The organism is Sulfuriroseicoccus oceanibius (assembly GCF_010681825.2).
Lineage (GTDB): Bacteria > Verrucomicrobiota > Verrucomicrobiia > Verrucomicrobiales > SLCJ01 > Sulfuriroseicoccus > Sulfuriroseicoccus oceanibius.
This window is the reverse complement of the sequence record NZ_CP066776.1, coordinates 1,630,369-1,654,227: the sequence shown is the minus strand read 5'-3', so window position 1 is coordinate 1,654,227 and position 23,859 is coordinate 1,630,369. Positions and strand designations below refer to the sequence as shown.

Sequence of the window (23,859 nt, the reverse complement as noted above, 5' to 3'; positions counted from 1 at the left end):
GAATGGATAGATTGTTCAGCGCGCGGTTAGCCGCGCACGAGGTACTGCATCACACCCTTCTGCGCGTGCAGACGGTTCTCGGCCTGGGTGAAGATCTCCTGCTGGCGCTCCTCGAGCAACTCGGCGGTGATCTCCTTGCCACGGTAGGCTGGAAGACAGTGCAATACGATCGCATCGTCCGCAGCCTTCTTGACCATCTCGTGGTTGACCTGGAATGCCTGAAGCGCGGCTTCGCGGCCATTATCTTCCATGTCTTCCTGGCCCATGCTCACCCAGACATCGGTGTAGAGCACGCTGGCGTCTGCCACAGCCGATTCCACATCACCAGTGAAGGTCACGTGCCCCGAGCTAAACTGCTGCTGGTATTCCTTCGAAGGCATGCACATCTCCGGTGCGGCAATGACGAGCTCGAAGCCAAGTCGCTCGGCCGCCCACATCCACGAACGGGACATGTTGTTGTCGCCGTCACCGAGGTAGACGATCTTGCGTCCTTCCCAGGTACCGAAGCGCTCGCGCACGGTCAGGAGGTCCGCAATGATCTGACATGGGTGCTCTTCGTCGGTCAGCGCGTTGATGGTTGGAATGCCCGAGTACTTGGCAAATGTCTCGACGTCGCTTTGTTCGAACGTGCGGATGATCGCGCCGTGCACCATGCGTCCGAGCACGCGGGCGGTATCTTCGATCGGCTCGCCACGTCCGAGTTGCATATCACGGGCCGAAAGGTAGAGCGAGGTGCCGCCCATTTCGCGCACGCCCACTTCGAAGCTAACCCTCGTACGGGTCGAAGCCTTGCTGAAAATCAGTCCCCAGACCTGGTTGTCGAGCAACTTGGCATGAGCGCTATGGGCGCTGCCGCGATCACGCTTGGCGGCTTCGCCGAGTTCAATCATGCGTTCAAGGTCCGAGGCGGTGCAGTGTTGGATTCCGAGAAGGTGCTTCATAGCAATGATGGGGAGATTTTCTTCTAATTCCCCGGCTATCGGGGAAGCGACAAGGTGAGACCGGATCGGCCATCGACGCAACCATTTTCGGTGACCACAGCGGATTTGTCACGAGGCCGACCAAAGCCCATCCAAGACAATTCCCCCCCGCTGCCCCACACCGCAACGACAGCTGGATCGGCACCGCAATCTATCAAACGGGAACCTGTTGGATCAACGCCCTAGCCTTTGCGCGCGGTGTAGATCGACGCCACACCAAACGACAACGGATCCGCTTTCGCATCGCGCAAGCCATTGCGCTCAATCATCGCCACCATGTCTCCGCCCGAAGGGAACTTCTCAATCGTCCCCCCAAGGTACGCATACGCATCGCGCTGGCCGGTCAACGTGCCCGCCACGTTCGGCAGCACCTTGTGCAAATAGAACCGATACGGCGCACGCAGGATCCCGGTCGGCAACGAAAAGTCGAGCACCAGCAACAAGCCCCCCGGACGCAACACGCGCCCCATCTCCTTCAACCCCTGGTCCCACGAGGCCATATTGCGCAAACCAAACGCCACCGTCGCCACGTCGAATGAGTTGTCGGCAAATGGCAAGGCCATCCCGTCGGCCGCCACCAGATGCTTGAGCCCGCGCTTGCGCGCTTCGTCGAGCATCGGCACGCAGAAGTCCGCACCCACCACAGTCGCCTCGGGCACGCGCCCCTGGATCTCCGCCGCCAGATCCCCCGAGCCCGTCGCCAGGTCGAGCACATCTTTCGGCTGCTCGGCCGCGACAATCCGTCCGACCTTTTTGCGCCACAACACATCAATCCCCAAACTCAACACATGGTTGGTCACCACGTAACGATCGGCGATTCGGGCAAAGGCACTGCGGACGTATTTGGGATCTTGCATGGCTTTTATCTTCGCTAATGACATACATCATCCCCCACCAATTGCCACCGCTCATTCGCCAACGCTCCCAATGCACGCACACAAAATGAGGCCGGGCGCATCCACGCCCGGCCTCAGCAATCTATCTGCGATCACCAGCGACCCGCCAAACCGAGCCTCTGGGAACCCGCCCGCTACTCTGCGGCCAGCTTGAGCACTTTGTCCACGCGCTCGCGGATCGAGCGATACGCCTCGGCATCGTTCACTGTATCCGCCACGTAACCAGGCACAATCTCACCCAACTTGTCACGCCACTCGTCCAATCGACCAGCAAAGCACTTCTCCAACACGTCGAGCATCACCGACACTGCAGTCGATGCACCCGGACTCGCACCCAGCAGAGCGGCCAATGAGCCATCACCCGCCGCGACCAGCTCGGTACCAAATTGCAATACCCCACCCTTGCGCGGGTGTTTCTTGATCACCTGCACGCGCTGACCAGCAATCTCCAGACGCCAGTCCTCCGCCTTCGCTTCTGGGAAGAACTCGCGCAACTCCGCCATGCGGTCGTCACTGGTCTGCATGCACTGGTCGATCAGATACTTGGTCAGATCCATGTTATCAATCCCCACCGCCAACATAGGCACCAGGTTGGTCATCTTCACCGAACCCGGCAGGTCCAGCAGCGACCCCTCTTTGAGGAACTTCGGCGAGAAGCCCGCAAACGGGCCGAACAACAAAGTCTTCTTGCCGTCGATCACACGGGTGTCCAAGTGTGGCACCGACATCGGTGGCGCCCCCACTGCAGCCTTGCCGTAAACTTTCGCCTCGTGACGCTCAACCACCTCCGGGCGATCACACACCAGGAACTGACCGCTCACAGGGAAACCGCCGAAACCCTTGCCTTCCGGAATGCCCGACTTCTGCAGCAATGGCAAACTCGCGCCACCGGCACCGACAAACACAAATGGAGTTACAACCTCACGCACCACGCCCAGATCTTTGTTGAGCACGCTCAACTTCCACTTGCCGTCTTTAGTGCGGTTCAAATCTTTCACCAGGTGGTGTGTTGCGATCTTCACACCATCCTGAGCCGCCAGGAAGTTCACCAAGCCCTCGGTCAGCGCACCGAAGTTGATATCGGTTCCGCCCTCGGCACGGGTGGCTGCCACCACTTCCTCGCCATCTCGACCAGCACCAAGCAATGGCGCCCATTTCGAAACTTCGTCCGCTTCCTCGGTGTACTCCATATCCGCGAAGAAGTGGTGCGCGCTCATCTTCTCGAAACGATTACGCAAGAACTCTTTGTTCTTCTCACCACGCACAAAGCTCATGTGCGGCACCGCGTTGATGTAGCTCTGCGGATCCCCGAGAATCCCCTTCTCCGTCAGATATGCCCAGAACTGCTTCGAGGCCTCAAACATTTCGTTGATCTGAATCGCCTTGGAAATATCCACCGATCCATCAGCCGCCTGCTTGGTGTAGTTCAACTCACACAAAGCTGCGTGTCCGGTGCCCGCATTGTTCCACGGATTGGAGCTCTCTTTGGCCACTTCCGCCAACGCCTCCACAATCTGGATCTTCAGCGATGGGTCGAGTTGCTTGAGCAACACCCCAAGGGTGGCACTCATCACACCTCCACCGATCAATACAACGTCGGCTTCCGGCATGGTCTCACGGCGAGGAGTCGAATCAGACTTGGTCATCGCCGACAGTCGCCACGCATCGTCAACTGTCAAGACCGCATAAACGCAATCTTAGCACCTATCACTCAGCCTTAAGCACATCCCACAATCCACCATTCAATCCCTAATCCAAAGCCCTCCTTCTAAGCAAAAAAATAACCGGAGCGCGTTTCCGCACTCCGGTTACTTTTAGATTAGGCATCCGGTCAGGCGACCGGATCTAGAGGCTTCAGGATTAACCCTCGCCCTCTTCGTCCTTGCTGGATGGGCTCCAGTCGTCGAACGAGAGGTTGTTGAATGCCTGCTCCAGTCCGACCATGTCGGTCGATGGGCGAAGCGATTCGAATGCCTGGGTCTCCTTGCGGAGGCTCTCTTCGTCGTAGTCGGCAGCCTTGATCGAGAGGCCGATGCGGCGCTCTGCACGGTCGACTTTGATAACGCGAGCTTCGACTTCGTCGCCCACCTTGACCACGTCCTTGACCTTGGCCACGTGCTCTTCCGAAAGCTGGGAGATGTGGACGAGGCCGTCGATGTCGTCTTCGAGCTGAACGAAGGCACCGAACGATGCGATCTTGGCGACGGTTCCCTTGACGAGATCGCCGACCTTGAAGCGGCCGTCGATTTCTGCCCATGGATCGGTCTCAAGCTGCTTGACGCCGAGGCTGATGCGCTGGTTGACCTTGTCGATCGAAAGCACCTGAGCTTCGATTTCTTCGCCCTTCTTGAGGACTTCGCTCGGGTGGTTGATCTTGCGGGTCCAGGAAAGGTCGGACACGTGGATCATACCGTCGATACCGTCTTCGAGCTCCACGAACGCACCGTAAGCGGTGAGGTTGCGGATTTCGCCCTTGATGGTGGTACCGATTGGGTAACGCTCTTCGATCTCGTCCCATGGGTTGGTCTCGAGCTGGCGCACGCCGAGGGAGATCTTCTGCTCGTCCTTGCTGATGCCGAGGACGACCGCCTCGAGCTCTTGGTCAAGCTCAAGCACGTCGCTAGGACGCGAGATGCGCTTGGTCCAGGAAAGCTCGGACACGTGAATAAGACCTTCGACACCCTTCTCGATTTCGACGAAGGCACCGTAAGGAACAAGCTTGGTGACACGGCCCTTGATGGCCTGGCCCACTGGGAACTTCGCTTCGATGTCTTCCCATGGGTTGTCGGTAAGCTGCTTGAGGCCAAGCGAAACACGCTCTTTCTCTTTGTTCACGTCGAGGATCACCACTTCCACGTTCTGCCCGATGGTGAGCATTTCCGATGGGTGGTTGATGCGGCCCCAGCTCATGTCGGTGATGTGCAGGAGACCGTCCATGCCCGAGAGATCCACGAACGCACCGAAGTCGGTGATGTTCTTGACCATGCCGGTGACTTTGTCGCCGATCTTGACTTCCTCGAGGAACTTGGCACGAAGCTCTGCGCGCTCTGCCTCGATGACTTCGCGGCGGCTGAGAACCACGTTCTTGCGGTCGTCGTTGATCTTGACGATCTTGAACTCGTACACGTTGCCGACGTACTCGTTGAGATCGCGTGGTGGGATGATGTCGATCTGCGAACCAGGAAGGAATGCTTCCACACCAACGTTGACCATGAGGCCACCCTTGACGGCACCCTTGACCTTGCCCTTGACGAGACCACCAGCTTCGTAAACGCCGACGATCTTCTCCCAGTTCTGGCGATGAGCGGCCTTCTCTTTCGAGAGCACGACCATTCCCTCATCGTTCTCAAGACGCTCGAGGAGGACTTCGATCTCGTCACCCACCTCCACGTCTTCATCTTCAAATTCTGCTACAGGGATCGCGCCCTCGGACTTATAGCCCACGTCGACGAGGATGACCTGTGGTTTAACTTCGAGGACGATACCTTTGACAATCGTTCCCTCGCGGAACTCGCGCGTGTTCTCTTCGATGAGCTGCGTAAGTTCTGGCGACACTTCGGTCGGGTTAAGACTCATAATGTTGGTTCTTGGTTTGGTTACTTGGTTAACTAGATCACTTGGCTAATGCTTTGCTTATGGCACCGCAGACCAGCAAAGCTCCGACATCCCACGGTAATGAGTGAGCTGCGAATCTAAAGCCATCCCCCAGCTAAGCAAGGGAAATTGTACCTGATTCAGACGGGGCGGATTCGACGGAAAAAGCGGATCACAAAAGCCAAATACCCGCACCGGAAAAGTTCCCTCACGCAGAGACGCGAAGACGCAGAGGATCAGCAAGCCTCGACCAGCTCCTTATCTTTACCCGAACCTCTTCTTTATCGAAAAGCACCTCGACCGCTATGCAACCAAGGATTCGCCCCACACAAAGACCCAAAGTTGCTTATCTCCCCTCTGGGATCTTTGGGGCTTTGCGTGAGGCACGACGCAATTCACAGACGCCGCTTTTTCATCGCTGGCAGCCAGGATAAGGACACCTATGAGGATAAGAAGGCCGCGGCGCAGGCAGGCAATTGAGGCCCAACCACGAAGACACCACGATCCTAAAAATGGGAACCATGTTGGTCATATAAATCACCCAGGACCATCTGCGATTCCGTCGAAAATAACCTCTGCGTCTCCGCGTCTCTGCGTGAGTTCCTTGTTTTCCGATCATGGTCAGCTATTCCTCACCCCTTTGGGATCTTCGAGTGTTTGCGTGAGAACCCATCGCCCCCCCCACGGCGCCGAAACACAAAAAAAGCCGCTCACCGGAATTACCAGTGAGCGGCTTGTGCCTTTTCAGGCGAAAATGGCTACCCCGCAAGGATTCGAACCTTAACTAGCTGAACCAAAATCAGATGTGCTACCATTACACTACGGGGCAGTTGTAATGTGTCCGCCGTTTCCGGTGAACGGCTCTATAAAAGCACGCTTTGAGGAGCATGCAAGTCGTTCCATGAAGGAAAAACCAAAAAAGTTTCAGCGGCACTTGATCCCCACCCCCTGTCGGCGAATCGTAGCGCCATGAATCTCACAGACATAGCTTATGGCACGTGGTCCGGCGGAAAATTCATGCATTTTGGCAAACCGCTTGAGGACGAACGCTTCCGCAGCGTCATCCGCCACGCATACAACTCCGGAATCCGCACATTCATCACCGCCGACGTCTACGGCGTTGGCCGCGCAGATCAGTTCCTCGGCGAGGCATTGGAAGGAATCGACCGCTCAACTTATTGCCTCGTCGGCACCATCGGCCACGATTTTTACACCGGCCAACGCGTCGGAAACCGCGGCTACCCACGCTTCACCGATCCGGAACTTCGCAGCCCGCGCGAATACGCAGACTACGTCAAAATGGCGACCGAGAAATCCCTCGAGCGCTGCAAGGCGGAGAAGTTCGATTTGCTCATGCTCCACAACCCGGACGAACGCGGCTACACCCGAACTGAAGTCTGGGAAGCCATGGTGAAAGCCAAGGACGCCGGCCTCACCGACCGTCTCGGGATTGCCCCCGGGCCAGCCAACGGCTTCACCCTCGATATCGTAAAGTGCTTCGAGGACTACCACGAAGCCATCGACTGGGCGATGCTCATCCTTAACCCGAACGAACCATGGCCAGGCAACCTCGCGCTGCCGGCAGCTGAAAAGTTCGGCATCGACGTGCTCACCCGAGTGGCCGACTACGGCGGCATCTTCTGGGGCGACGTCAAACCAGGCCACGAATTCAAAGCCGGCGACCACCGCACCTACCGCCCGGAAGGCTGGGTCGAACACGGCTACGCCAAGCTGGAGAAAATGATGCCAATCGCCGAGAAGCACGGCCTCACCCCAATCCAAATGGCCACCATCTGGAACCTCTCCCACCCTGCCGTCAAATCGGTCGTCCCAACTTTCATCGACGAAGCAGGCGAAGCCAAACGCTACGAGGACAAGATCAACGAACTCGCCGCCACCCCGCGCGACTTGCGCTTCTCGGAAGAGGAAGTGGCCGAGATCACCCGCATCGGCGACAACACCGGCTGCATGGATCTCAAAGGCGCCAGCAAACGCCACGAAACCAGCACCCGACCTGACGAATGGCCAATGCGTGACGATCTGGTAGACATCGCCGATCGCTACAACCTCGGACAGTCGTGGTAATCTGAGTTGCGGGTAGCCGGCGGAAAATAGAGGGATCAACCTTCTCGCACCGCTGGTTACCCGCACTCCTCTTTTTTCAGCAGCAATGAATCAGGACGCCAACCACGACTTCTACCTGCGCCTGCGCAGCAAGATCACCCGCTGGGCCAAAACTCCAGGCGGCAAACGCCACCACCTGCTCAACACCTTGCTGCTGGCTCCTGATTTCTTCCACCTGCTGTGCAAGCTGTCAGCGGATCCCGAAGTACCGCTGAAACACAAAGCACAGGTTGCCGCGGCTCTGACCTATTTCGCCGCTCCAATCGACCTCATGCCTGAGGCTCTGATGGGACCGGCCGGCTACGCCGATGACGTCGCCCTCGCCGCCTGGTGCCTGAACCAATTGCTCAACAAGGTCGACGCCTCAGTCGTCCATAAACACTGGGCAGGAAACGGCAAACTCATCGACCAAATCCGCCGCGTGATCGACACCACCGACAGCAAACTCGGCGGAGGTGTCGCCACCCGAGCCGCCCGCTGGCTGGAGCGCAAAACCGCCCTGACCGCAAAGTAGCGGAGCAGTAGCGGCACTTTTTGTCCATAGGACCTATTTCCGCCACCCCACCTCGACCGCTGACCTAAAGCGTGTCCACCTGGAAGACATTCACCTTCTGTGATCCTGAGACGATGGTGTCGCGAGTGATCCGCGTTTCAAGCACCTGCTCAATCATCCGCTCCTCCGCCTTCGCCGCCATGGGGTAGGCATCCATCAAGGCCTGCATCGGGTTGTGATATTCTAGGATGCGGAACCCATCCTCCTGGTCGTACGTACAGCGCGCCATGTACCCGTCAAGGTCACGCAGATTCGCCAGCGCCGTGGCACGCTCGACCACACTCTTGCCCCGCACCTTGTTACGGTACGCTTTCGCCTTCGCCAGGAAATGGTTGAACAAAAGCTTCTCCGGAGCATTCACTCCGTGCACTTGACCGACCACTTGAAGCAGCCCCATAGCGAGCTCATTCCCCGCCTGCGGAAACAACCCCTCCGCCTTCTCCGTGAGCCGGTAAATCTTCTCCGGACGCCCCACCTTTCGCGGGCGTCGCCACGTATCGAGATAGCCAATCTTCTCCATCGAAACACAGTGCTGCTTGATGCCCATGTAGCTCCGCCCAAGCTCCTCGGCAATCTCACCAACCGAGCGTCCGGACGACTTTTTTAACACAAGGAGGATGTCAAACCACTGCGGGCGGCACAGGTCACGAAGAATGTGAAAAAGCATGGAGAAATCGTTGTTTGAAATTAATTACGCAATTTACGGAGAAGGCGCTGAGCGGCAACCATAATCACTAGAATGCTCTGATTTATCGCTCGAACCACCATAAAGCCTGCGCACCGCGACCCTGAAACTTATTCACAATCCGCAGTGAATAACCTTGCGGGGATAGAACCCAAGATCCGCAATCATTTAACCATCAAAGTTCTGGTGATAACTGCGTAGAAACCCCATTTATTAACATACAACGTCCAAAACGTGCCTGTTGGGAGTTGAGTAGAATTATGAGTCCTCTCTGCAGGCGGCGATCCCCCTGCTCCGAAACGAGCCCTTTCAGCCACGCAAATTGCTCACAGAGATCCGCTCGCCCATCTCAATCCGCAGACAATAACTCAGCGATCAGCGACTTCCCCTCTCCGAAAACACCCGTTATTCACAGACCAATCCTCTCACTCAAACGAGCACGAGAATCACCTGATCTAGGTCCTCGCTCCCCCTTCAGCCCCCTCATTTCCGCGGCTGTGAATTTGTGAATAAGCTCACCCGATCCGACTTCCCGACTTCCCGACTTCCCGACTTCCCGACTTCCCGACTTCCCGACTTCCCGACTTCCCGACTTCCCGAGGTTATGTACGTCAAGTTCTGCAAAAAGGGTTTGATGGATGATGATCAGGCTGCGGACGTTTGATTTGAAGTAAGGCTGAGCTTTTGGGCTTCTTTGAGGTGATCCATGTTCAGGTAGCGGTGTTGATCGATCCACTGCTCATGGACTTGATGCGTGACAGCCCGGATTAAACGTTGGGCTGCAGCCTGGTTGGGGAAGGTTCGGATAATGTGCGTACGACGCTTAATCTCCTCATTGAGTCGCTCGAGCATATTCGTGCTTTTGAGATGCTTGTGATGCTCTCTGGGAAGTCGATAAAAGGTGAGCGTTTCTTCGATCTCACTTTCGACCCAGTCACAGAGCTTGTGGTATTTGCCTCCCCACTTCGCCAACCATGCCCGCAGATCCTGACGCGCTTCATTGATGTCTCGACGGTCATAGATCCAGCGCAGCTCGGTGCAGCAGTCGTCGTCATGCTTGCGAGGTAGATGATCAAGAGCGTTGCGAAGGAAGTGGACGTAGCAGCGTTGCCACAGCGCCTCGGGAAGCACTTCGCTGATAGCTCGTCGCAGGCCGGCATGGTTATCAGTCACGCAGAACTCAACACCCGTCAGTCCGCGTTGCTTGAGTTGAAGTAGGAAGTTCTTCCAGCTGCTTCCGCTTTCCCTTTGATCGAGCTCGGTAGCAAGGACCTCCCGTCGGCCATCCCAACTGATGCCAATGGCGATCAACACAGCCTGGCTGCGCACCACGCCGTTCTCTCGAACCTTTTCGTAGCGGGCATCCAGGATGAGGTAAGGATAAGCGTGGTTGAGCTTGCGTCGGGCAAAGTTCTCAAGCTCTTCGTCCAACGTTTTGTTCAGCCTGCTTACCACACTGGCGCTGACCCGGTGACCGCAGAGCTCCTCGGTGATCTGCGCGACTTTACGTGTCGAGACGCCCTGCACGTACATTTCGATCAGGGTGCTTACCAAAGCCTTCTCGCTGCGTTGATAGCGATCGAAGATCTCGGTGCTGAAGAGTCCGTCGCGATCTTGAGGGACGCGCAGCTCGATCCTTCCTACCCGTGTCAGGAGACTGCGTTGATAACTGCCGCTGCGATAACCTCGGCGTCTGTCGCTGCGTTCTGATTTTACCGCCTGGAGTGTCTCGTTCATTTCTTCTTCGAGCATCTCCTGCATCAATTTCTGAACCAAGGGCCTCAGAAAATCTTCCTGCTCGGCAAGAATACTTTTCAACTGCGGCGTTGTGGTCTTATCTGGTCGTGGGGTCATGGTGTGACGATTAGGGGTTCTTGTTTTGTTAAAAACCTAATCAATCATCATGACCCTTTTTGCAGAAGCTTTGGCACACTACCCTTCCCGACTTCCCGACTTCCCGACTTCCCGACTTCCCGACTTCCCGACTTCCCGACTTCCCGACTTCCCGACTTCCCGACTTCCCGACTTCCCGACTTCCCGACTTCCCGACTTCCCGACTTCCCGACTTCCCCTATCTTTCCCGTTTGAGACAACGCGATCTTGCTGTTTGTTGTGGTCACATCATGGCCAGCCTTTTCATCAAATCTCGCTCCCGCATTTTCCACGGTCACGACTGGGTCATGGCCTACGAAGTCGACCACGCATCCGGCGATCCAAACCCGGGAGATGTCGTCATGCTCAAGGACCTCAAAAACCGCGTCCTCGGCAGTGGTATCTACAACCCGAACTCGCTCATCATCGCTCGTCGCATTTCGCGCCGGAAGCAGAAGCTCAACGAAGACTTCTTCCGTCGCCGCATCGAACGCGCGATCGACCACCGCACGTCGAGTCCGATCGACCCTCGCTATTGCCGCTTGGTCTGGAGTGAATCCGATGGCCTGCCTGGTCTCATCGTAGACCGTTATGGCGACCACTTGGTGGTTCAAACCACCACCTTGGCGATGGATCAACACCTGGACATCATCACCAAAGTGCTCGTTGAGCTGGTAGAGCCGCAATCGATCATCGAACGCAACGACGCACCAATCCGTCGCGCCGAAGGATTGGAAGAACGCAACGGAGTACTCTTCGGCACCGACCCGGGCGAGGTCACCATTGAAATCAATGGCATCACCTTCACCACCCACTTGCTCGGCGGCCAGAAGACTGGCTTCTACCTCGACCAGATCGACAGCTACGCCGCCGTCGCCAAGCTTGCCGAGGGCAAGCGTGTGCTCGACTGCTTCACCAATCAGGGAGGCTTCGCGCTGGCCTGCGCCAACGCCGGTGCCACATCAGTCAAAGCCATCGACATTTCGGAGCCCGATATCGAACGCGCCAAGAAGAACGCCGAAGCCAATGGCCTCAGTGAGCAAATCGAGTGGGTCGCCGGTAATGTTTTCAATTACCTCAAAGCCGCGACCAAGGACATCGACGACGACGGCAATCCGACCGAACAGTACGACATGATCATTCTCGATCCTCCGTCGTTCACCAAGAACCGGAAAACCCTGCCCAACGCGATGCGCGGCTACAAAGAGATCCACCTGCGCGCGCTCAAGCTGCTCGCTCCGGGTGGCCTCTTGGTCACCTATTCCTGCTCACACCACGTCAGCCGCAGCGAATACCTGGAAATGATCAACGGCGCAGCAGTCGACGCCAAACGCAACCTGCGCCTGCTCGAGTCCCACGGACAACGTCCGGACCACCCGATCATCCTCGGCATCCCGGAAACAGAATACCTCAAAGGCTTTGTGCTCGAAGCCATCGCCTCGTGGTAATGACGCGGAGCTCTCGCTGGTCTATTTTTGACAGGATTCACATGATCGACAGGATGGAACCGCTTCCGCGAAGCACTGCATTCCGCCCAATGAGGAAGTTCATACCGGTCCAATTCAAGCAAACATACGGCAAGCGCCTCCTTGGCTAAGCGCCCACACACCAGCAATGGCGAACGCGCGATCTTGCCGGAGCGTCCCGCTCTCCCTCAGCAGCCCCCACCAAATCCCCATCCACTAATAACCAGCCCATCATTTCCCCATGACCCGCCCACATCTCAGCTCCGACGCTTGGCAACAAGCCGCGGCCCGCTATGTGGAGCAAGTCCGCCCGTGGACCGACGCCTGGCGCAAGCGCAAGTCCATCCGCAAGCCCCATCCGGTCTACGATTTCCTCTTCACCTACTACTCGTTCACTCCGGCTCAGCTGGAACGCTGGAGCCCCGGAGTGGACGTAGTGATGGAGGACCCAGCTCAAGCCGCGCACGATATCGTGCGCAGTCAGTTCCTCCAGCATCGCGAGGGCGTCTCCGTCATCGCCTCCGACGGCCTGCCCGAAAAAGTGCGCACGCGGCTCGACTGGATCCGTCAGCTATTAACCCGCACCGCCAATCGCCCCGGACAATTCGGCTGCTTCGGGCTCCATGAGTGGGCAATGGTCTACAGAGGCCGGGAAGTTCGCCACGAGAAGACCCTCGAACTGCGCCTGTCCCAGGAAGAGATCGATGCCGTAGTCGAATCCCGCCCGCTTTGTTGCACTCATTTCGATGCCTTCCGCTTCTTCGCCGAAGACGCACGGCCGATGAACCGATTCGAGCCGACCTACGACTCGCGGCAGGAAATGGAGCAACCCGCCTGCCTTCACAGCAACATGGACCTCTATAAGTGGGCGTACAAATCCACCCCGTGGATCCCGTCAGAGCTGGTTTGGAAATGCTTCGCACTCGCCATCGATTGCCGCGAAATCGACATGCGAGCATCCGCCTACGACCTCTCACCCTTCGGCTACGAGGCGATCCCCGTGGAGACTACCAGCGGCCGCCGCGCCTATGAACAAGCGCAGCGGGAACTGGCCGCACGCGCCGCAATTCTCAGGCAAGAACTCATCGCCGCCCTGGACGCCATCATCGCCCCGGACACCACAGCCCCTCGCCCGACGCCCCAGCCCGCGCGTAATTAGCGGCAATTCTATGCAATTTTTGCCAGCTCTGGGTATCCAGTGCTACAAGTACCTCCCCCACGGTCACGAAAAGAACATTTATTATGCCTATCTCGTCCACCGACAAATCCTTCTCCTCCGCAGCTCCCGGCTACTGGGCAGACCAGAACATCTCGGAAGCCGACTGGAACTCCCACACGTGGCAACTCAAGAACCGAGTCACCACACTCGAGGAGATCGAACGCCACATCAATCTCACCGACGAAGAACGCGAAGGCATCATCCTCACCGGATCGAAACTCGCAATGGCCGTGACCCCTCACTTCTTCAACCTGATCGACGCCAACGATCCCAACTGCCCGATCCGCCGACAGGTCATCCCACGCGTCGAGGAAACCCAGCTCTCCAAGGAAGAAATGGCCGACCCATGCGGCGAGGATAGCCATATGCCCGTCCCCGGCCTCGTCCACCGCTACCCGGACCGCGTCCTCTTTCTCGTCACCGACCGCTGCGCCTCCTACTGCCGTTACTGCACCCGCTCGCGCGTGGTCTCTGGCGTGGGCGACCAGCATTTGGAGCTCCAGTTCGAAATGGCATTCCGCTACATCGAAGAACACCCGGAGATCCGCGACGTCCTGCTCTCCGGCGGCGACCCATTGCTCCTCTCCGACGCCAAACTCGAGAAAATACTCACGCGCTTGCGCTCGATCAAACACGTCGAGTTCATCCGCATCGGCTCGCGCATCCCAATTTTCCTACCGCAGCGCATCACTCCACAGTTGTGCGAAATGCTCGCCAAGTTCCACCCACTCTGGATCTCGGTTCACGCCAACCATCCGAAGGAACTCACCAGCGAGGTCAAGGCCGGCCTTGAGCGCCTCGCCAACCACGGCGTGCCGCTCGGCAACCAGTCGGTGCTCCTCGCCGGCGTGAACGACTCGGTCGAAGTCCAACGTGCCCTCGTCCACAAGCTGCTGATGTGCCGCACCCGTCCGTACTACCTCTACCAGTGCGACCTGATCAAAGGGTCGGCCCACCTCCGAGCCAGCGTGGAAAAGGGCATCGAAATCATCGAAGGACTGCGCGGCCACACCACCGGCTACGCCGTGCCACAATACGTCATCGACGCCCCGGGCGGCGGCGGCAAGGTTCCAATGAACCCGAACTACCTGCTCGAGCACGACAACGATCACGTCCTGATCCGCAACTTCGAAAACAAGCGCTTCTCCTACCCTGAAGCCAAGCAGAGCTCGCCAAAGGTCGAGTGCTGATCAGCTGATCCTCGAACACCGCAGCAGATCATCAATTCATCTCAGGGAACCGGACGTCCACTCGTTCGGTTCCCATTTTTTGTGCCCCTCCAAACCACGCGCAGCTCTGGCTGGACGAGATCTCTGTCGACCTCCACCCCCGAAACCCCGCAACGAAACCTTCGTGATCTTCGCGCCCTTCGTGGTTACCCGATCCTCTGTGGACTCTGAGCCCTCGGTGGCATTGAAAGCAAAAATACGTTGCCAACCGTAGCGCTCCCAGGCTCGCCGGATTGTACCCGGCCACCAAACCCAACGGAGCGCAGCGACCACTTCCTCCCCTCTACTCCACCACCGCAATAATCGAGCCAAACCGGTTGCTGAACCGCGTCATCGATTTCCCGGTACGTAGCTGACTGATATCTCCATCGAGGAACAGTGCGTCACGACAACCAAAGCGTGCGAACACTTGGGCGAACTCATACAAGTTGGGCTTCTTGGCCGAACGGATCTCGGTGATGATCAAAACCACCTCCCCCTTGTCATTCACGCCGACACCATTCCGATGAAGCCTAGAGTCGGAATCCTTGAGAAAAGCGGGGTGCACTTTACCAGCCCTGATCAAAAGCGGCCCCGACTGCACCGCCCAGCGCACCCCGGCGGCATGCGCTGGATACTCATTCGCCCGCACCACTGCGGCTCCCTTGGCGCCGATCAAAAACACACCATTGGGCTTGAGAAAGAAGTTCCCATTACCGTCGGCCAGATTCAGCGGCTGCTGTTGCTCACCCGCTACCACCAACAACCCACTCGGAACTCCGCCAGGCTCGAAAATCCCGCCATTCATCAACGCGGCTACCTTTTCACCCTGTTCATCAAGATAACGCGCAGCCGCCGGAAACCGCCGAAGAATCCTCCCCTCGCCGTCCTTCCACACAATCCGCACCTTCTCCGGCGAAACCGTCAGCACGCGGTACGCCACCCCATTGATCACATGCCGCACAGGCTCGGCAGAGAGCCCACTGCCGCCACAAAGCACCGACAAAAGCAATACGATCCACCTCCTCATTGAACCAGCAGTGTAAATCCAGCCCTGAGCTACATACAATTCGAATCCCCCGTTCACCCGCCGGAAAGAAGCCTCCAGCGATGCATGGTCACTGGCCGCGAAAACCAGATGTTACAGTCGTTGCGGCCGTGAAGCACTGCCACCTCGCCAATCCCCGGGTCCGCCTGGATCCACCGTTCCTCCCCCAAATAGGCCAGGACGTGCACACCATCGGTCGTCACCGCCAAGTCGCCGGGCAACAGCCCATCATAGCTCATGTCGCGGATCTTCCCACCCGCCCCCAGTGGCACCGTGTAATCGCGGTAGCCCTCACTCAACGCTCTGGCACTGGCATCAAACCACCAGTGCTCAAGCCACAACCGCAATGCCCTGCCATTGGCGTGCCGCACCCCGTACACCAACAGAGCATCACGCAACGCACGCCTGGGCAAACCAGAACAATCAATCCCCCGCTCGGTCTCACCGCCCCAATGATAGGAGGTGCCTTCAAATCCCGACATCCTCGCCACGTAATCGTCCCGCAATTCTTCCGCATCAATCGGGCGACCGGGCAGCAAAAATGGAACCGCAAAAATCAACGGCAACATTAACCAGCAAACCCGGAAGGTTCGACGCATCCACCACAAAACCAATGCCCCAATCCACGCCCCCACCAAACAAGTTAACACTCCAATCCTCAGGAGTGTGCTGTTGACCGGATGCAATGCCAGCACAGCAAAACACGCAATACCCCCCAACAAGCCAATTCGGATTAAAGATATCGCTCTCACAGCCCCCTCAATAACGGACCAAAGAACCACCAACCATCACAAAGGGACACTTCACATCGAATTCACCGTCCGTTCACAAAGCACCACGCCGTGCTCGTTCAACCTTCCCATAAGTCTTATAGGCCCTATCAGGGCCTATTTCTCCACCGCCGTCCCACCAGTACTCACCTCCCGAATTCAGGGCAAAAAAAATCCCCATCTCCTATTCGGAGATGGGGACCATCAAGTTCTGGCGGCGACCTACTCTCGCATGGCCTATCGCCACACTACCATCGGCGCAACGTCGTTTCACTTCCGGGTTCGGGATGGGACCGGGTGGGACCAACGTGCTATAGCCACCAGATGGCAGCCACGATGCCGATTCATTCGTTTCGTGGCTGGTAATCTGATGACCAGTTGCCTGGTTTCAGAACTTGATGAAAAAAGATCTACGCGAACAACTCAGTCTGAGCTGACGTGTGAGTGAACCTCCTTGGGGTGATTCACTGATATCTGTATGCAGAAGAGGTAATAAGAAACACAATCTTGTGTCTTTCGATTCCCGTCATTCCTGACGTTCGTTTAGAGAAATAAAACCAATCTAAACAAGAAGAACAAGTCGAACGGATGATTAGTATTACTAAGCTGAACATGTTGCCATGCTTACACCCGTAACCTATCAACGTGGTGGTCTACCACGATCCTTCAGGGAAAATTAGTCTTAGGAGGGGCTTGGCGCTTAGATGCTTTCAGCGCTTATCCTTTCCGCACTTAGCTGCCCAGCAATGCCCTTGACAGAACAACTGGAGCACCAGAGGTGCGTCAAACTCGGTCCTCTCGTACTAGAGTTTGAACCCTTCAATTTTCCTACGCCCACAGAAGATAGAGGACCGAACTGTCTCGCGACGTTCTGAACCCAGCTCGCGTGCCGCTTTAACCGGCGAACAGCCGGACCCTTGGGACCTTCTCCAGCCCCAGGATGCGACGAGCCGACATCGAGGTGCCAAACTTCGCCGTCGATATGAACTCTTGGGCGAAATCAGCCTGTTATCCCTAGCGTACCTTTTATCCGTTGAGCGATGGCAATTCCACATTCAACCACCGGATCACTTTGACCTACTTTCGTATCTGCTCGACTTGTGGGTCTCACAGTTAGGCTGGCTTATGCCAATGCACTCGAAACGCAATTGCCAACTGCGCTGAGCCAACCTTCGCGCTCCTCCGTTACTCTTTAGGAGGATACCGCCCCAGTAAAACTGACCGGCTGCCATTGTTCCCCTACCTGATTCAAGGTCAGAGGTTAGATTTTCCAATACCAAAGGGTGGTATCTCACTGGCGGCTCCACATATCCCTAAAGATATGTTTCAAAGCCTCCCACTTATGCTGAGCATTGAAACCGAAAAATCAATAACAGCGTACAGTTAAGGTGCATAGGGTCTTTCCGTCTTTCTGCGGGTAGACGGCATCTTCACCGTCATTACAATTTCACTGAGCATCTGGTTGAGACAGCGGCCAACTCGTTGCACGATTCGTGCAGGTCGGAACTTACCCGACAAGGAATTTCGCTACCTTAGGACCGTTATAGTTACGGCCGACATTCACCAGGACTTGGGCTCGGAGCTTCGCTCGAAAGCTAACACCTTACCGTAATCTTTTGGCATTGGTCACGTGTCACATCGTATACGTCGACTTTCGTCTTAGCACAATGCTGTGTTTTTGCTAAACAGTCGGTTGGCCCGGTTCACTGCGGCCCCCAATAAAGGGGCACCCCTTATCCCGAAGTTACGGGGTCAATTTGCCGAGTTCCTTAACCAGATTTCACTCTTACGCCTTAGTATACTCAACTCACCCACCTGTGTCGGTTTACGGTACGGGCTCCTTAGCGTACCCCGCGACTTTTCTAGGCGGTTGGATCATGAAGGTAGGTTCAGCCGAAGCTTCCCCTCTGCCACTTTCAATCGGCATTATCAGTCACCACCCGCGTCCTCGCGGATTAAGGTTCGGAGGTGCTGGAATATTAACCAGCTATCCATCGCCTACGCCTATCGGCCTCGGCTTAGGTCCCGACTAACCCTGGGACGAAAAACGTTGCCCAGGAAACCTTGGGTTTACGGCGGACGGGGATTTCACCCGTCTTATCGTTACTCATGTCTGCATACTCACTTCCCAACACTCCACCGTCAGTCGCCATCGGGCTTCAATGCTGTTGGGAACGCTCCCCTACCACACTTCTATAAGAAGCATCCAGAGCTTCGGTATACCGCTTGATCGCCAATTATTTTAGGCGCAAGATCTCTCGATGAGTCAGCTGTTACGCACTGTTTAAATGGTGGCTGCTTCTAAGCCAACATCCTCACTGTCAAAGAAATCTCACATCCTTTCCACTGAGCGGTATTTGGGCACCTTAGCTGCTGATCTGGGTTGTTTCCCTTTCGACTATGAAGCTTATCCCCCATAGACTCACTGCTGTGTTTCACCCCACGGTATTCGGAGTTTGATTGAGTTTGGTAACCGGGTATGGCCCCTAGCTCATTCAGTGCTCTACCCCCGTGGGTCAGCACACAACGCTGCACCTAAATGCATTTCGGGGAGAACCAGCTATCACCGGGTTTGATTAGCCTTTCACTCCGACCCACAGCTCATCCGAGCGTTTTTCAACACACATCGGTTCGGTCCTCCACTGCATTTTACTGCAGCTTCAACCTGGCCATGGGTAGGTCACCTCGGCTTCGGGTCCAGCGCCAGCGACTATGTCGCCCTATTCAGACTCGCTTTCGCTACGCCTCCGTCCCGGAAGGACTTAAGCTCGCCACTGGCACTGACTCGCAGACTCATTAAGCAAAAGGCACGCCATCACCCCATAAAGAGGCTCTGACACCTTGTAGGCATGCGGTTTCAGGTTCTATTTCACTCCGCTCGCAGCGGTTCTTTTCACCTTTCCCTCACGGTACTTGTTCACTATCGGTCACCAACTAGTATTTAGCCTTACGCGGTGGTCCGCGCAGATTCACACAACGTTTCACGTGTGTCGTGCTACTCAGGAACATCCTAGGGTCTCTTCAGATTTCGATCACGGGGCTATCACCCTCTATGACGCAACTTTCCAGATGCTTAATCTATCTTCAGAAATCCCACATCGGAGTCCTACAACCCCAGGAGCAAGCTCCTGGTTTGGGCTCTTCCGCTTTCGCTCGCCACTACTTACGGAATCGATTCTCTTTCTTTTCCTCCGGTTACTGAGATGTTTCACTTCACCGGGTATTGCGACCTCTTGCCTATGTATTCAGCAAGAGACGACTGAGTATTAACTCAGTCAGGTTACCCCATTCGGAAATCCACGGATCAAAGCTTATTTGCAGCTCTCCGAGGCTTATCGCAGCTTATCACGTCCTTCATCGCCTGTTGGTACCAAGGCATCCACTGCATGCCCTTATATACTTGTTCTCTTGATTTAGATCAGTAAGTAACTCACCCCCTCAAGGGAGGATCATTACAAAATTTGCCGTTGTTAGTATTTCTACTAGACGTCAGGATAGAAATCATTGTCACACAATGAAATTGTATTTCTATATTACTTTTTATCCTGCATACAGATATCAAAGAACCATCTCTTTTGGGTCACCGTCGTTCCACTCAAACCAACAACGTCTCAATAAATGGTGGGCCAGACAGGACTTGAACCTGTGACCTCACGCTTATCAAGCGCGCGCTCTAACCAACTGAGCTACAGGCCCTTCATTTGGCGTAGCCAGTAGCTGGCAGCTAGTAGCAAGGTTTCCCTTCCTACTCCCTACTTCCTACTCGCTACTTGAAGACGTTGGTGGAGGCATGGGGATTCGAACCCCAGACATCCAGCTTGCAAAGCTGGCGCTCTACCAACTGAGCTATACCCCCGTTGGAAAACGGTTTTTGTGGAAGGAGAAGTAAAGACTAAAATGTGCACTGCGCGATTCCAAACGCACTCAAGGTTGTGAGTTGTCAGTTCATTTCTTCCCTGACTGCGCCTGCCTGTTTCCAGACTTATGCTGCAAGCAGCACTTAGGCGTCGACCTATTTGCCGGATGATTCCGTGAGACGGACCGGTCAAATTACTCCTTAGAAAGGAGGTGATCCAGCCGCAGGTTCCCCTACGGCTACCTTGTTACGACTTCATCCCAGTTACCAACTACACCTTAGGACCGAGTTGCGATACTTCGGGTGCGGTCGGCTTCCATGATGTGACGGGCGGTGTGTACAAGACCCGGGAACGTATTCACGGCGCCGTAGCTGATGCGCCGTTACTAGCGATTCCAGCTTCATGTAGGCGAGTTGCAGCCTACAATCCGAACTGAGCCCAGTTTTGTAGATTTCCTCCACCTCGCGGTATCGGTTCTCATTGTACTGAGCATTGTAGTACGTGTGCGGCCCTGGGCATAAGGGCCATACTGACCTGACGTCGTCCCCACCTTCCTCCCAGTTGATCTGGGCAGTCTGACTAGAGTCCCCACCATTACGTGTTGGCAACTAATCACAGGGGTTGCGCTCGTTGCGGGACTTAACCCAACATCTCACGACACGAGCTGACGACGGCCATGCAGCACCTGTGCACGTCCAACCGAATTGACAGTCTGCTTTCACAGACCTACGACGGCATGTCAAGCCCAGGTAAGGTTCTTCGCGTTGCATCGAATTAAGCCACATACTCCACCGCTTGTGCGGGTCCCCGTCAATTTCTTTGAGTTTTAGTCTTGCGACCGTACTCCCCAGGCGGCTCGCTTAACGCGTTAGCTCCGGCACGAAAGGGGTCGAATCCTCTCACACCAAGCGAGCACCGTTTACTGCTAGGACTACCAGGGTATCTAATCCTGTTCGCTCCCCTAGCCTTCGTATCTCAGCGTCAGTAAATGTCCAGAGTCTCGCCTTCGCCACTAGTGTTCCTCACGATATCCACGCATTTCACTGCTACACCGTGAATTCCAGACTCCCCTCCATTACTCTAGCGTGGGAGTATCGGGTGCAGTTCCGAGGTTGAGCCCCGGGCTTTCACACCTGACTTTCCACGCCGCCTACATACGCTTTACGCCCAGTGATTCCGAACAACGCTTGGGACCTTCGTATTACCGCGGCTGCTGGCACGAAGTTAGCCGTCCCTTCCTCTCCAATTACTATCAAATACTACATCTATTAAACATAATACCCATACTCATTGGTGACAGGAGTTTACGACCCTAGGGCCTTCATCCTCCACGCGGCGTTGCAGCATCAGGCTTTCGCCCATTGTGCATGATTCTCGACTGCTGCCACCCGTAGGTGTCTGGACCGTGTCTCAGTTCCAGTGTGGCCGGACATCCTCTCAGACCGGCTACCCGTCGTTGTCTTGGTAGGCCATTACCCCACCAACAAACTGATAGGCCGCGAGCCAATCTCGAAGCGGCAGGCCCGAAGGTCCCTACCTTTAGCAAGAAATGGAATCCCATCTCCGCCACATGCGGTATTAATCCAACTTTCGCTGGGCTATCCCGCCCTTCGAGGCATATTACTCACGTGTTACGCACCCGTTCGCCACTAGGAATGCATTTAGCAAGCTAATCACATTCCCCGTTCGACTTGCATGTCTTATCCACGCCGCCAGCGTTCGTTCTGAGCCAGAATCAAACTCTCCATAAAGAAATTGGTATTGGCGTATTGCCAAAAAGTTTTCAGTCCGATCAAGCAGCTCCACAGCCACTTGCCAGACCCGTGCGATAAACTTGTCACCGCACAGTACACATTTTAGCCTTTTCTTCTCCAATTCATACTGACACTCTCCGGCCAGCACGAATCCAACTTTTCAAAAGATCTCACACGCTCGGACATAAAAAAACGACCACCTTCGCTCAACTCTCGTTGAAGCAGCAGGCGATCGACTTCGCGTCGTTCGCGTCCGGCTCGTTCCGGCCGGGCTTGAAGTATACGCACGCCCAAAGTCCCCGCAACTCATTTTGAGGCGGAAGGTGCGAATTATTCGCATATTCACACCCCGCACCCACCCCTCAACCCGCTGAAATCCAGCAACGTACGACGGTACGAATATTCACTAAAAATTCGAATTCGCCCCCCCCCACAACCACAGATCAACAGGCACGCACACCCCGGGAGTCGACAGCAACGCCTCACGCAAAGCCCATTCGCCGTGGGCACAAAAAAACCGGCACCCTGGATGGGTACCGGCAGTAAGTCTCATCTAGCGCGGTTCTGGCAACTCAAGTGCCGCAATGGCCTCCATCGTCTTATCGGCGTACGCTTTATAAAGTGCTTTACCTTTGAGCCCCTGGGCCTCGATCTCGGAGAAATCCACGGGCTCACCAACGACAACGGTAATCGGCACGAACTTCACCTTCTCGTGATGACGGGACAGCGCCTCGTACGCACCGAAAACGCGAACAGGAAGCACGGGGGCTCCACTCTTGGCAATCACCAGCCCCACCCCAGGTTCGGCAGACTTGACCTCGCCGTCGTCGGATCGAGTCCCCTCTGGGAACAACAACACACGCTCGCCACCTTTGAGCAGACTAATGATCTTCTTCAAGCTGCTCATATCCGATCCGTCACGATCGACCGGGATCGAATACAGACGCGGCAACAACCAGGCGAAGAACCCCTTGAAGAGCGTCTTGCGCGCCAGGTAGTTGATATGGTTGTGAAAACTCACACCCACCGCCGGTGGGTCGAGAAAGCTGACGTGGTTAGAAGCAATCAGCGCCGGTCCATCTTCGATCAGATTTTCGCGGTTCACGACCTTATGCTTGAAGCCGACCTTCAAGACAACCCAGCAGAGGAAGCGGAAAAAGCGGTAGATCATGGACGGGGCCCTCCAAAGTCAAAGTCTCCGTTCTCCAAATTATCGCCGATCTCAGTGACCACCTCATCGATGGTCATCTCCGAGCTATCGATAATCACGGCGCCCTGAGGGATGGTCAGCGGCGCACTCTTGCGCTGGGAGTCCGCGCGATCACGCTGGGCGATCTGGTCGGTCAGCCCCTGGGCAGCACGACGCTGCTGCCGGACTTCCTCGGAAGCGTCGACATAGAATTTATAGGGAGTCTCAGGAAACACGACCGACCCGATATCGCGACCTTCCATCGTCACTTCGTAAGCATCAGCCAACGCACGCAGGCGCTCGACTACCAGCTCCCGCACCGCAGGGACCCGCGCTACTTTGGAAACCGCACCATTCACCTCGGGCGAAGACATCAACTCCGATGCCACCGGCTTACCCTCGATAGTCACTTGGGAAATCCCGTCGACCATCTCTGCGGAGAGCTCCAGCGAGCCTGCTGCCTCTGCCACAGCTACTTCATTATCGACGTCCACGCCGGCATCCAACATTGCCCAAGTCGTCGCGCGATAAAACTCACCAGAGTTCACAAACGACCAACCCAAAATCTTCGCCAGCGCCTTGGCGACGCTGCTCTTGCCCGACGCCGCCGGACCATCGATAGAAATCACTCGGTTCATCACTAA

Annotated in this window: 15 protein-coding genes, 3 tRNA genes and 3 rRNA genes; 5 read left to right on the top strand and 16 right to left on the bottom strand. The window is 56.0% G+C overall.

Features of this window, described 5'->3' with window-relative positions:
* Window positions 1-26 precede the first annotated feature (26 nt).
* The 5 genes from argF to G3M56_RS06610 all read right to left on the bottom strand — a co-directional run bounded on the left by argF (window position 27) and on the right by G3M56_RS06610 (window position 6,299).
* The gene (gene argF / locus G3M56_RS06630; protein WP_164361369.1) at window positions 27-941 is read right to left on the bottom strand and encodes an ornithine carbamoyltransferase; all 915 of its coding nucleotides are present in this window, start codon (window positions 939-941) and stop codon (window positions 27-29) included.
* A gap of 221 nt (window positions 942-1,162) precedes the next feature.
* Window positions 1,163-1,837, bottom strand: coding sequence for a ubiquinone/menaquinone biosynthesis methyltransferase (locus G3M56_RS06625; RefSeq protein WP_164361367.1), 675 nt, complete (start codon window positions 1,835-1,837; stop codon window positions 1,163-1,165).
* Between the two features lie 173 nt (window positions 1,838-2,010).
* Window positions 2,011-3,522 carry a malate dehydrogenase (quinone) gene (mqo, locus tag G3M56_RS06620; protein ID WP_164361997.1) on the bottom strand — a complete coding sequence of 504 codons (1,512 nt, stop codon included), beginning with the start codon at window positions 3,520-3,522 and terminating at the stop codon, window positions 2,011-2,013.
* Window positions 3,523-3,736: 214 nt separating this feature from the next.
* On the bottom strand, window positions 3,737-5,452 hold the full coding sequence (locus tag G3M56_RS06615; protein WP_164361365.1) for a 30S ribosomal protein S1: 1,716 nt from the start codon (window positions 5,450-5,452) through the stop codon (window positions 3,737-3,739).
* A 773-nt stretch (window positions 5,453-6,225) separates the two neighbouring features.
* Window positions 6,226-6,299, bottom strand: a tRNA-Gln gene (locus G3M56_RS06610).
* Between the two features lie 140 nt (window positions 6,300-6,439).
* Here G3M56_RS06610 and G3M56_RS06605 point away from each other — a divergent pair.
* Together G3M56_RS06605 and G3M56_RS06600 are read left to right on the top strand one after the other, a co-directional pair.
* Window positions 6,440-7,555: an aldo/keto reductase gene (locus G3M56_RS06605; protein WP_164361363.1), complete on the top strand. Its 1,116-nt coding sequence runs from the start codon at window positions 6,440-6,442 to the stop codon at window positions 7,553-7,555.
* A gap of 85 nt (window positions 7,556-7,640) precedes the next feature.
* Window positions 7,641-8,108 carry a YkvA family protein gene (locus G3M56_RS06600; protein WP_164361361.1) on the top strand — a complete coding sequence of 156 codons (468 nt, stop codon included), beginning with the start codon at window positions 7,641-7,643 and terminating at the stop codon, window positions 8,106-8,108.
* Window positions 8,109-8,172: 64 nt separating this feature from the next.
* On the opposite strand, the gene G3M56_RS06595 is transcribed toward G3M56_RS06600, so the two are convergent.
* Together G3M56_RS06595 and G3M56_RS06590 are read right to left on the bottom strand one after the other, a co-directional pair.
* The gene (locus tag G3M56_RS06595; RefSeq protein WP_164361360.1) at window positions 8,173-8,814 is read right to left on the bottom strand and encodes a helix-turn-helix transcriptional regulator; all 642 of its coding nucleotides are present in this window, start codon (window positions 8,812-8,814) and stop codon (window positions 8,173-8,175) included.
* 663 nt (window positions 8,815-9,477) lie between these two features.
* Window positions 9,478-10,686 (bottom strand): IS256 family transposase, encoded by a 1,209-nt coding sequence (locus G3M56_RS06590; protein ID WP_235203327.1) that lies wholly within the window; start codon window positions 10,684-10,686, stop codon window positions 9,478-9,480.
* A 269-nt stretch (window positions 10,687-10,955) separates the two neighbouring features.
* Between G3M56_RS06590 and G3M56_RS06585 the strand changes: the two genes are divergently transcribed.
* The 3 genes from G3M56_RS06585 (at window position 10,956) to G3M56_RS06575 (ending at window position 14,579) form a co-directional block, all read left to right on the top strand.
* The gene (locus G3M56_RS06585) at window positions 10,956-12,152 is read left to right on the top strand and encodes a class I SAM-dependent rRNA methyltransferase (RefSeq protein ID WP_164365750.1); all 1,197 of its coding nucleotides are present in this window, start codon (window positions 10,956-10,958) and stop codon (window positions 12,150-12,152) included.
* Between the two features lie 259 nt (window positions 12,153-12,411).
* Complete coding sequence (locus tag G3M56_RS06580) at window positions 12,412-13,329, top strand: 3-methyladenine DNA glycosylase (protein ID WP_164365749.1); 918 nt, start codon at window positions 12,412-12,414, stop codon at window positions 13,327-13,329.
* Window positions 13,330-13,412: 83 nt separating this feature from the next.
* Window positions 13,413-14,579 (top strand): KamA family radical SAM protein, encoded by a 1,167-nt coding sequence (locus tag G3M56_RS06575; protein WP_164365748.1) that lies wholly within the window; start codon window positions 13,413-13,415, stop codon window positions 14,577-14,579.
* A gap of 322 nt (window positions 14,580-14,901) precedes the next feature.
* Here G3M56_RS06575 and G3M56_RS06570 read toward each other — a convergent pair whose 3' ends face one another.
* The 9 genes from G3M56_RS06570 to cmk all read right to left on the bottom strand — a co-directional run bounded on the left by G3M56_RS06570 (window position 14,902) and on the right by cmk (window position 23,853).
* Window positions 14,902-15,627: a phosphodiester glycosidase family protein gene (locus tag G3M56_RS06570; protein ID WP_164365747.1), complete on the bottom strand. Its 726-nt coding sequence runs from the start codon at window positions 15,625-15,627 to the stop codon at window positions 14,902-14,904.
* A gap of 53 nt (window positions 15,628-15,680) precedes the next feature.
* The gene (locus G3M56_RS06565; protein ID WP_164365746.1) at window positions 15,681-16,214 is read right to left on the bottom strand and encodes an NlpC/P60 family protein; all 534 of its coding nucleotides are present in this window, start codon (window positions 16,212-16,214) and stop codon (window positions 15,681-15,683) included.
* Between the two features lie 410 nt (window positions 16,215-16,624).
* Window positions 16,625-16,740: ribosomal RNA gene (rrf, locus tag G3M56_RS06560) — 5S ribosomal RNA — on the bottom strand.
* A gap of 246 nt (window positions 16,741-16,986) precedes the next feature.
* Window positions 16,987-19,821, bottom strand: a 23S ribosomal RNA gene (locus tag G3M56_RS06555).
* Between the two features lie 213 nt (window positions 19,822-20,034).
* Window positions 20,035-20,111, bottom strand: a tRNA-Ile gene (locus G3M56_RS06550).
* Between the two features lie 84 nt (window positions 20,112-20,195).
* Window positions 20,196-20,271, bottom strand: a tRNA-Ala gene (locus tag G3M56_RS06545).
* A 205-nt stretch (window positions 20,272-20,476) separates the two neighbouring features.
* Window positions 20,477-22,023 (bottom strand): 16S ribosomal RNA (locus G3M56_RS06540).
* Together the 16S, 23S and 5S rRNA genes with 2 tRNA genes alongside form the textbook arrangement of a ribosomal RNA operon.
* A gap of 556 nt (window positions 22,024-22,579) precedes the next feature.
* Window positions 22,580-23,197 (bottom strand): lysophospholipid acyltransferase family protein, encoded by a 618-nt coding sequence (locus G3M56_RS06535; RefSeq protein WP_164363019.1) that lies wholly within the window; start codon window positions 23,195-23,197, stop codon window positions 22,580-22,582.
* The gene (gene cmk, locus G3M56_RS06530) at window positions 23,194-23,853 is read right to left on the bottom strand and encodes a (d)CMP kinase (protein ID WP_164363017.1); all 660 of its coding nucleotides are present in this window, start codon (window positions 23,851-23,853) and stop codon (window positions 23,194-23,196) included. Before cmk ends, G3M56_RS06535 begins: the two co-directional genes overlap by 4 nt.
* Window positions 23,854-23,859 lie beyond the last annotated feature (6 nt).

Bases quoted from the DNA above. Each gene is read 5' to 3' on its own strand.
- argF (WP_164361369.1), bottom strand. From the start codon at position 941: ATGAAGCACCTTCTCGGAATCCAACACTGCACCGCCTCGGACCTTGAA.
- G3M56_RS06625 (WP_164361367.1), bottom strand. From the start codon at position 1,837: ATGCAAGATCCCAAATACGTCCGCAGTGCCTTTGCCCGAATCGCCGAT.
- mqo (WP_164361997.1), bottom strand. From the start codon at position 3,522: ATGACCAAGTCTGATTCGACTCCTCGCCGTGAGACCATGCCGGAAGCC.
- G3M56_RS06615 (WP_164361365.1), bottom strand. From the start codon at position 5,452: ATGAGTCTTAACCCGACCGAAGTGTCGCCAGAACTTACGCAGCTCATC.
- G3M56_RS06605 (WP_164361363.1), top strand. From the start codon at position 6,440: ATGAATCTCACAGACATAGCTTATGGCACGTGGTCCGGCGGAAAATTC.
- G3M56_RS06600 (WP_164361361.1), top strand. From the start codon at position 7,641: ATGAATCAGGACGCCAACCACGACTTCTACCTGCGCCTGCGCAGCAAG.
- G3M56_RS06595 (WP_164361360.1), bottom strand. From the start codon at position 8,814: ATGCTTTTTCACATTCTTCGTGACCTGTGCCGCCCGCAGTGGTTTGAC.
- G3M56_RS06590 (WP_235203327.1), bottom strand. From the start codon at position 10,686: ATGACCCCACGACCAGATAAGACCACAACGCCGCAGTTGAAAAGTATT.
- G3M56_RS06585 (WP_164365750.1), top strand. From the start codon at position 10,956: ATGGCCAGCCTTTTCATCAAATCTCGCTCCCGCATTTTCCACGGTCAC.
- G3M56_RS06580 (WP_164365749.1), top strand. From the start codon at position 12,412: ATGACCCGCCCACATCTCAGCTCCGACGCTTGGCAACAAGCCGCGGCC.
- G3M56_RS06575 (WP_164365748.1), top strand. From the start codon at position 13,413: ATGCCTATCTCGTCCACCGACAAATCCTTCTCCTCCGCAGCTCCCGGC.
- G3M56_RS06570 (WP_164365747.1), bottom strand. From the start codon at position 15,627: ATGAGGAGGTGGATCGTATTGCTTTTGTCGGTGCTTTGTGGCGGCAGT.
- G3M56_RS06565 (WP_164365746.1), bottom strand. From the start codon at position 16,214: ATGTTGCCGTTGATTTTTGCGGTTCCATTTTTGCTGCCCGGTCGCCCG.
- G3M56_RS06535 (WP_164363019.1), bottom strand. From the start codon at position 23,197: ATGATCTACCGCTTTTTCCGCTTCCTCTGCTGGGTTGTCTTGAAGGTC.
- cmk (WP_164363017.1), bottom strand. From the start codon at position 23,853: ATGAACCGAGTGATTTCTATCGATGGTCCGGCGGCGTCGGGCAAGAGC.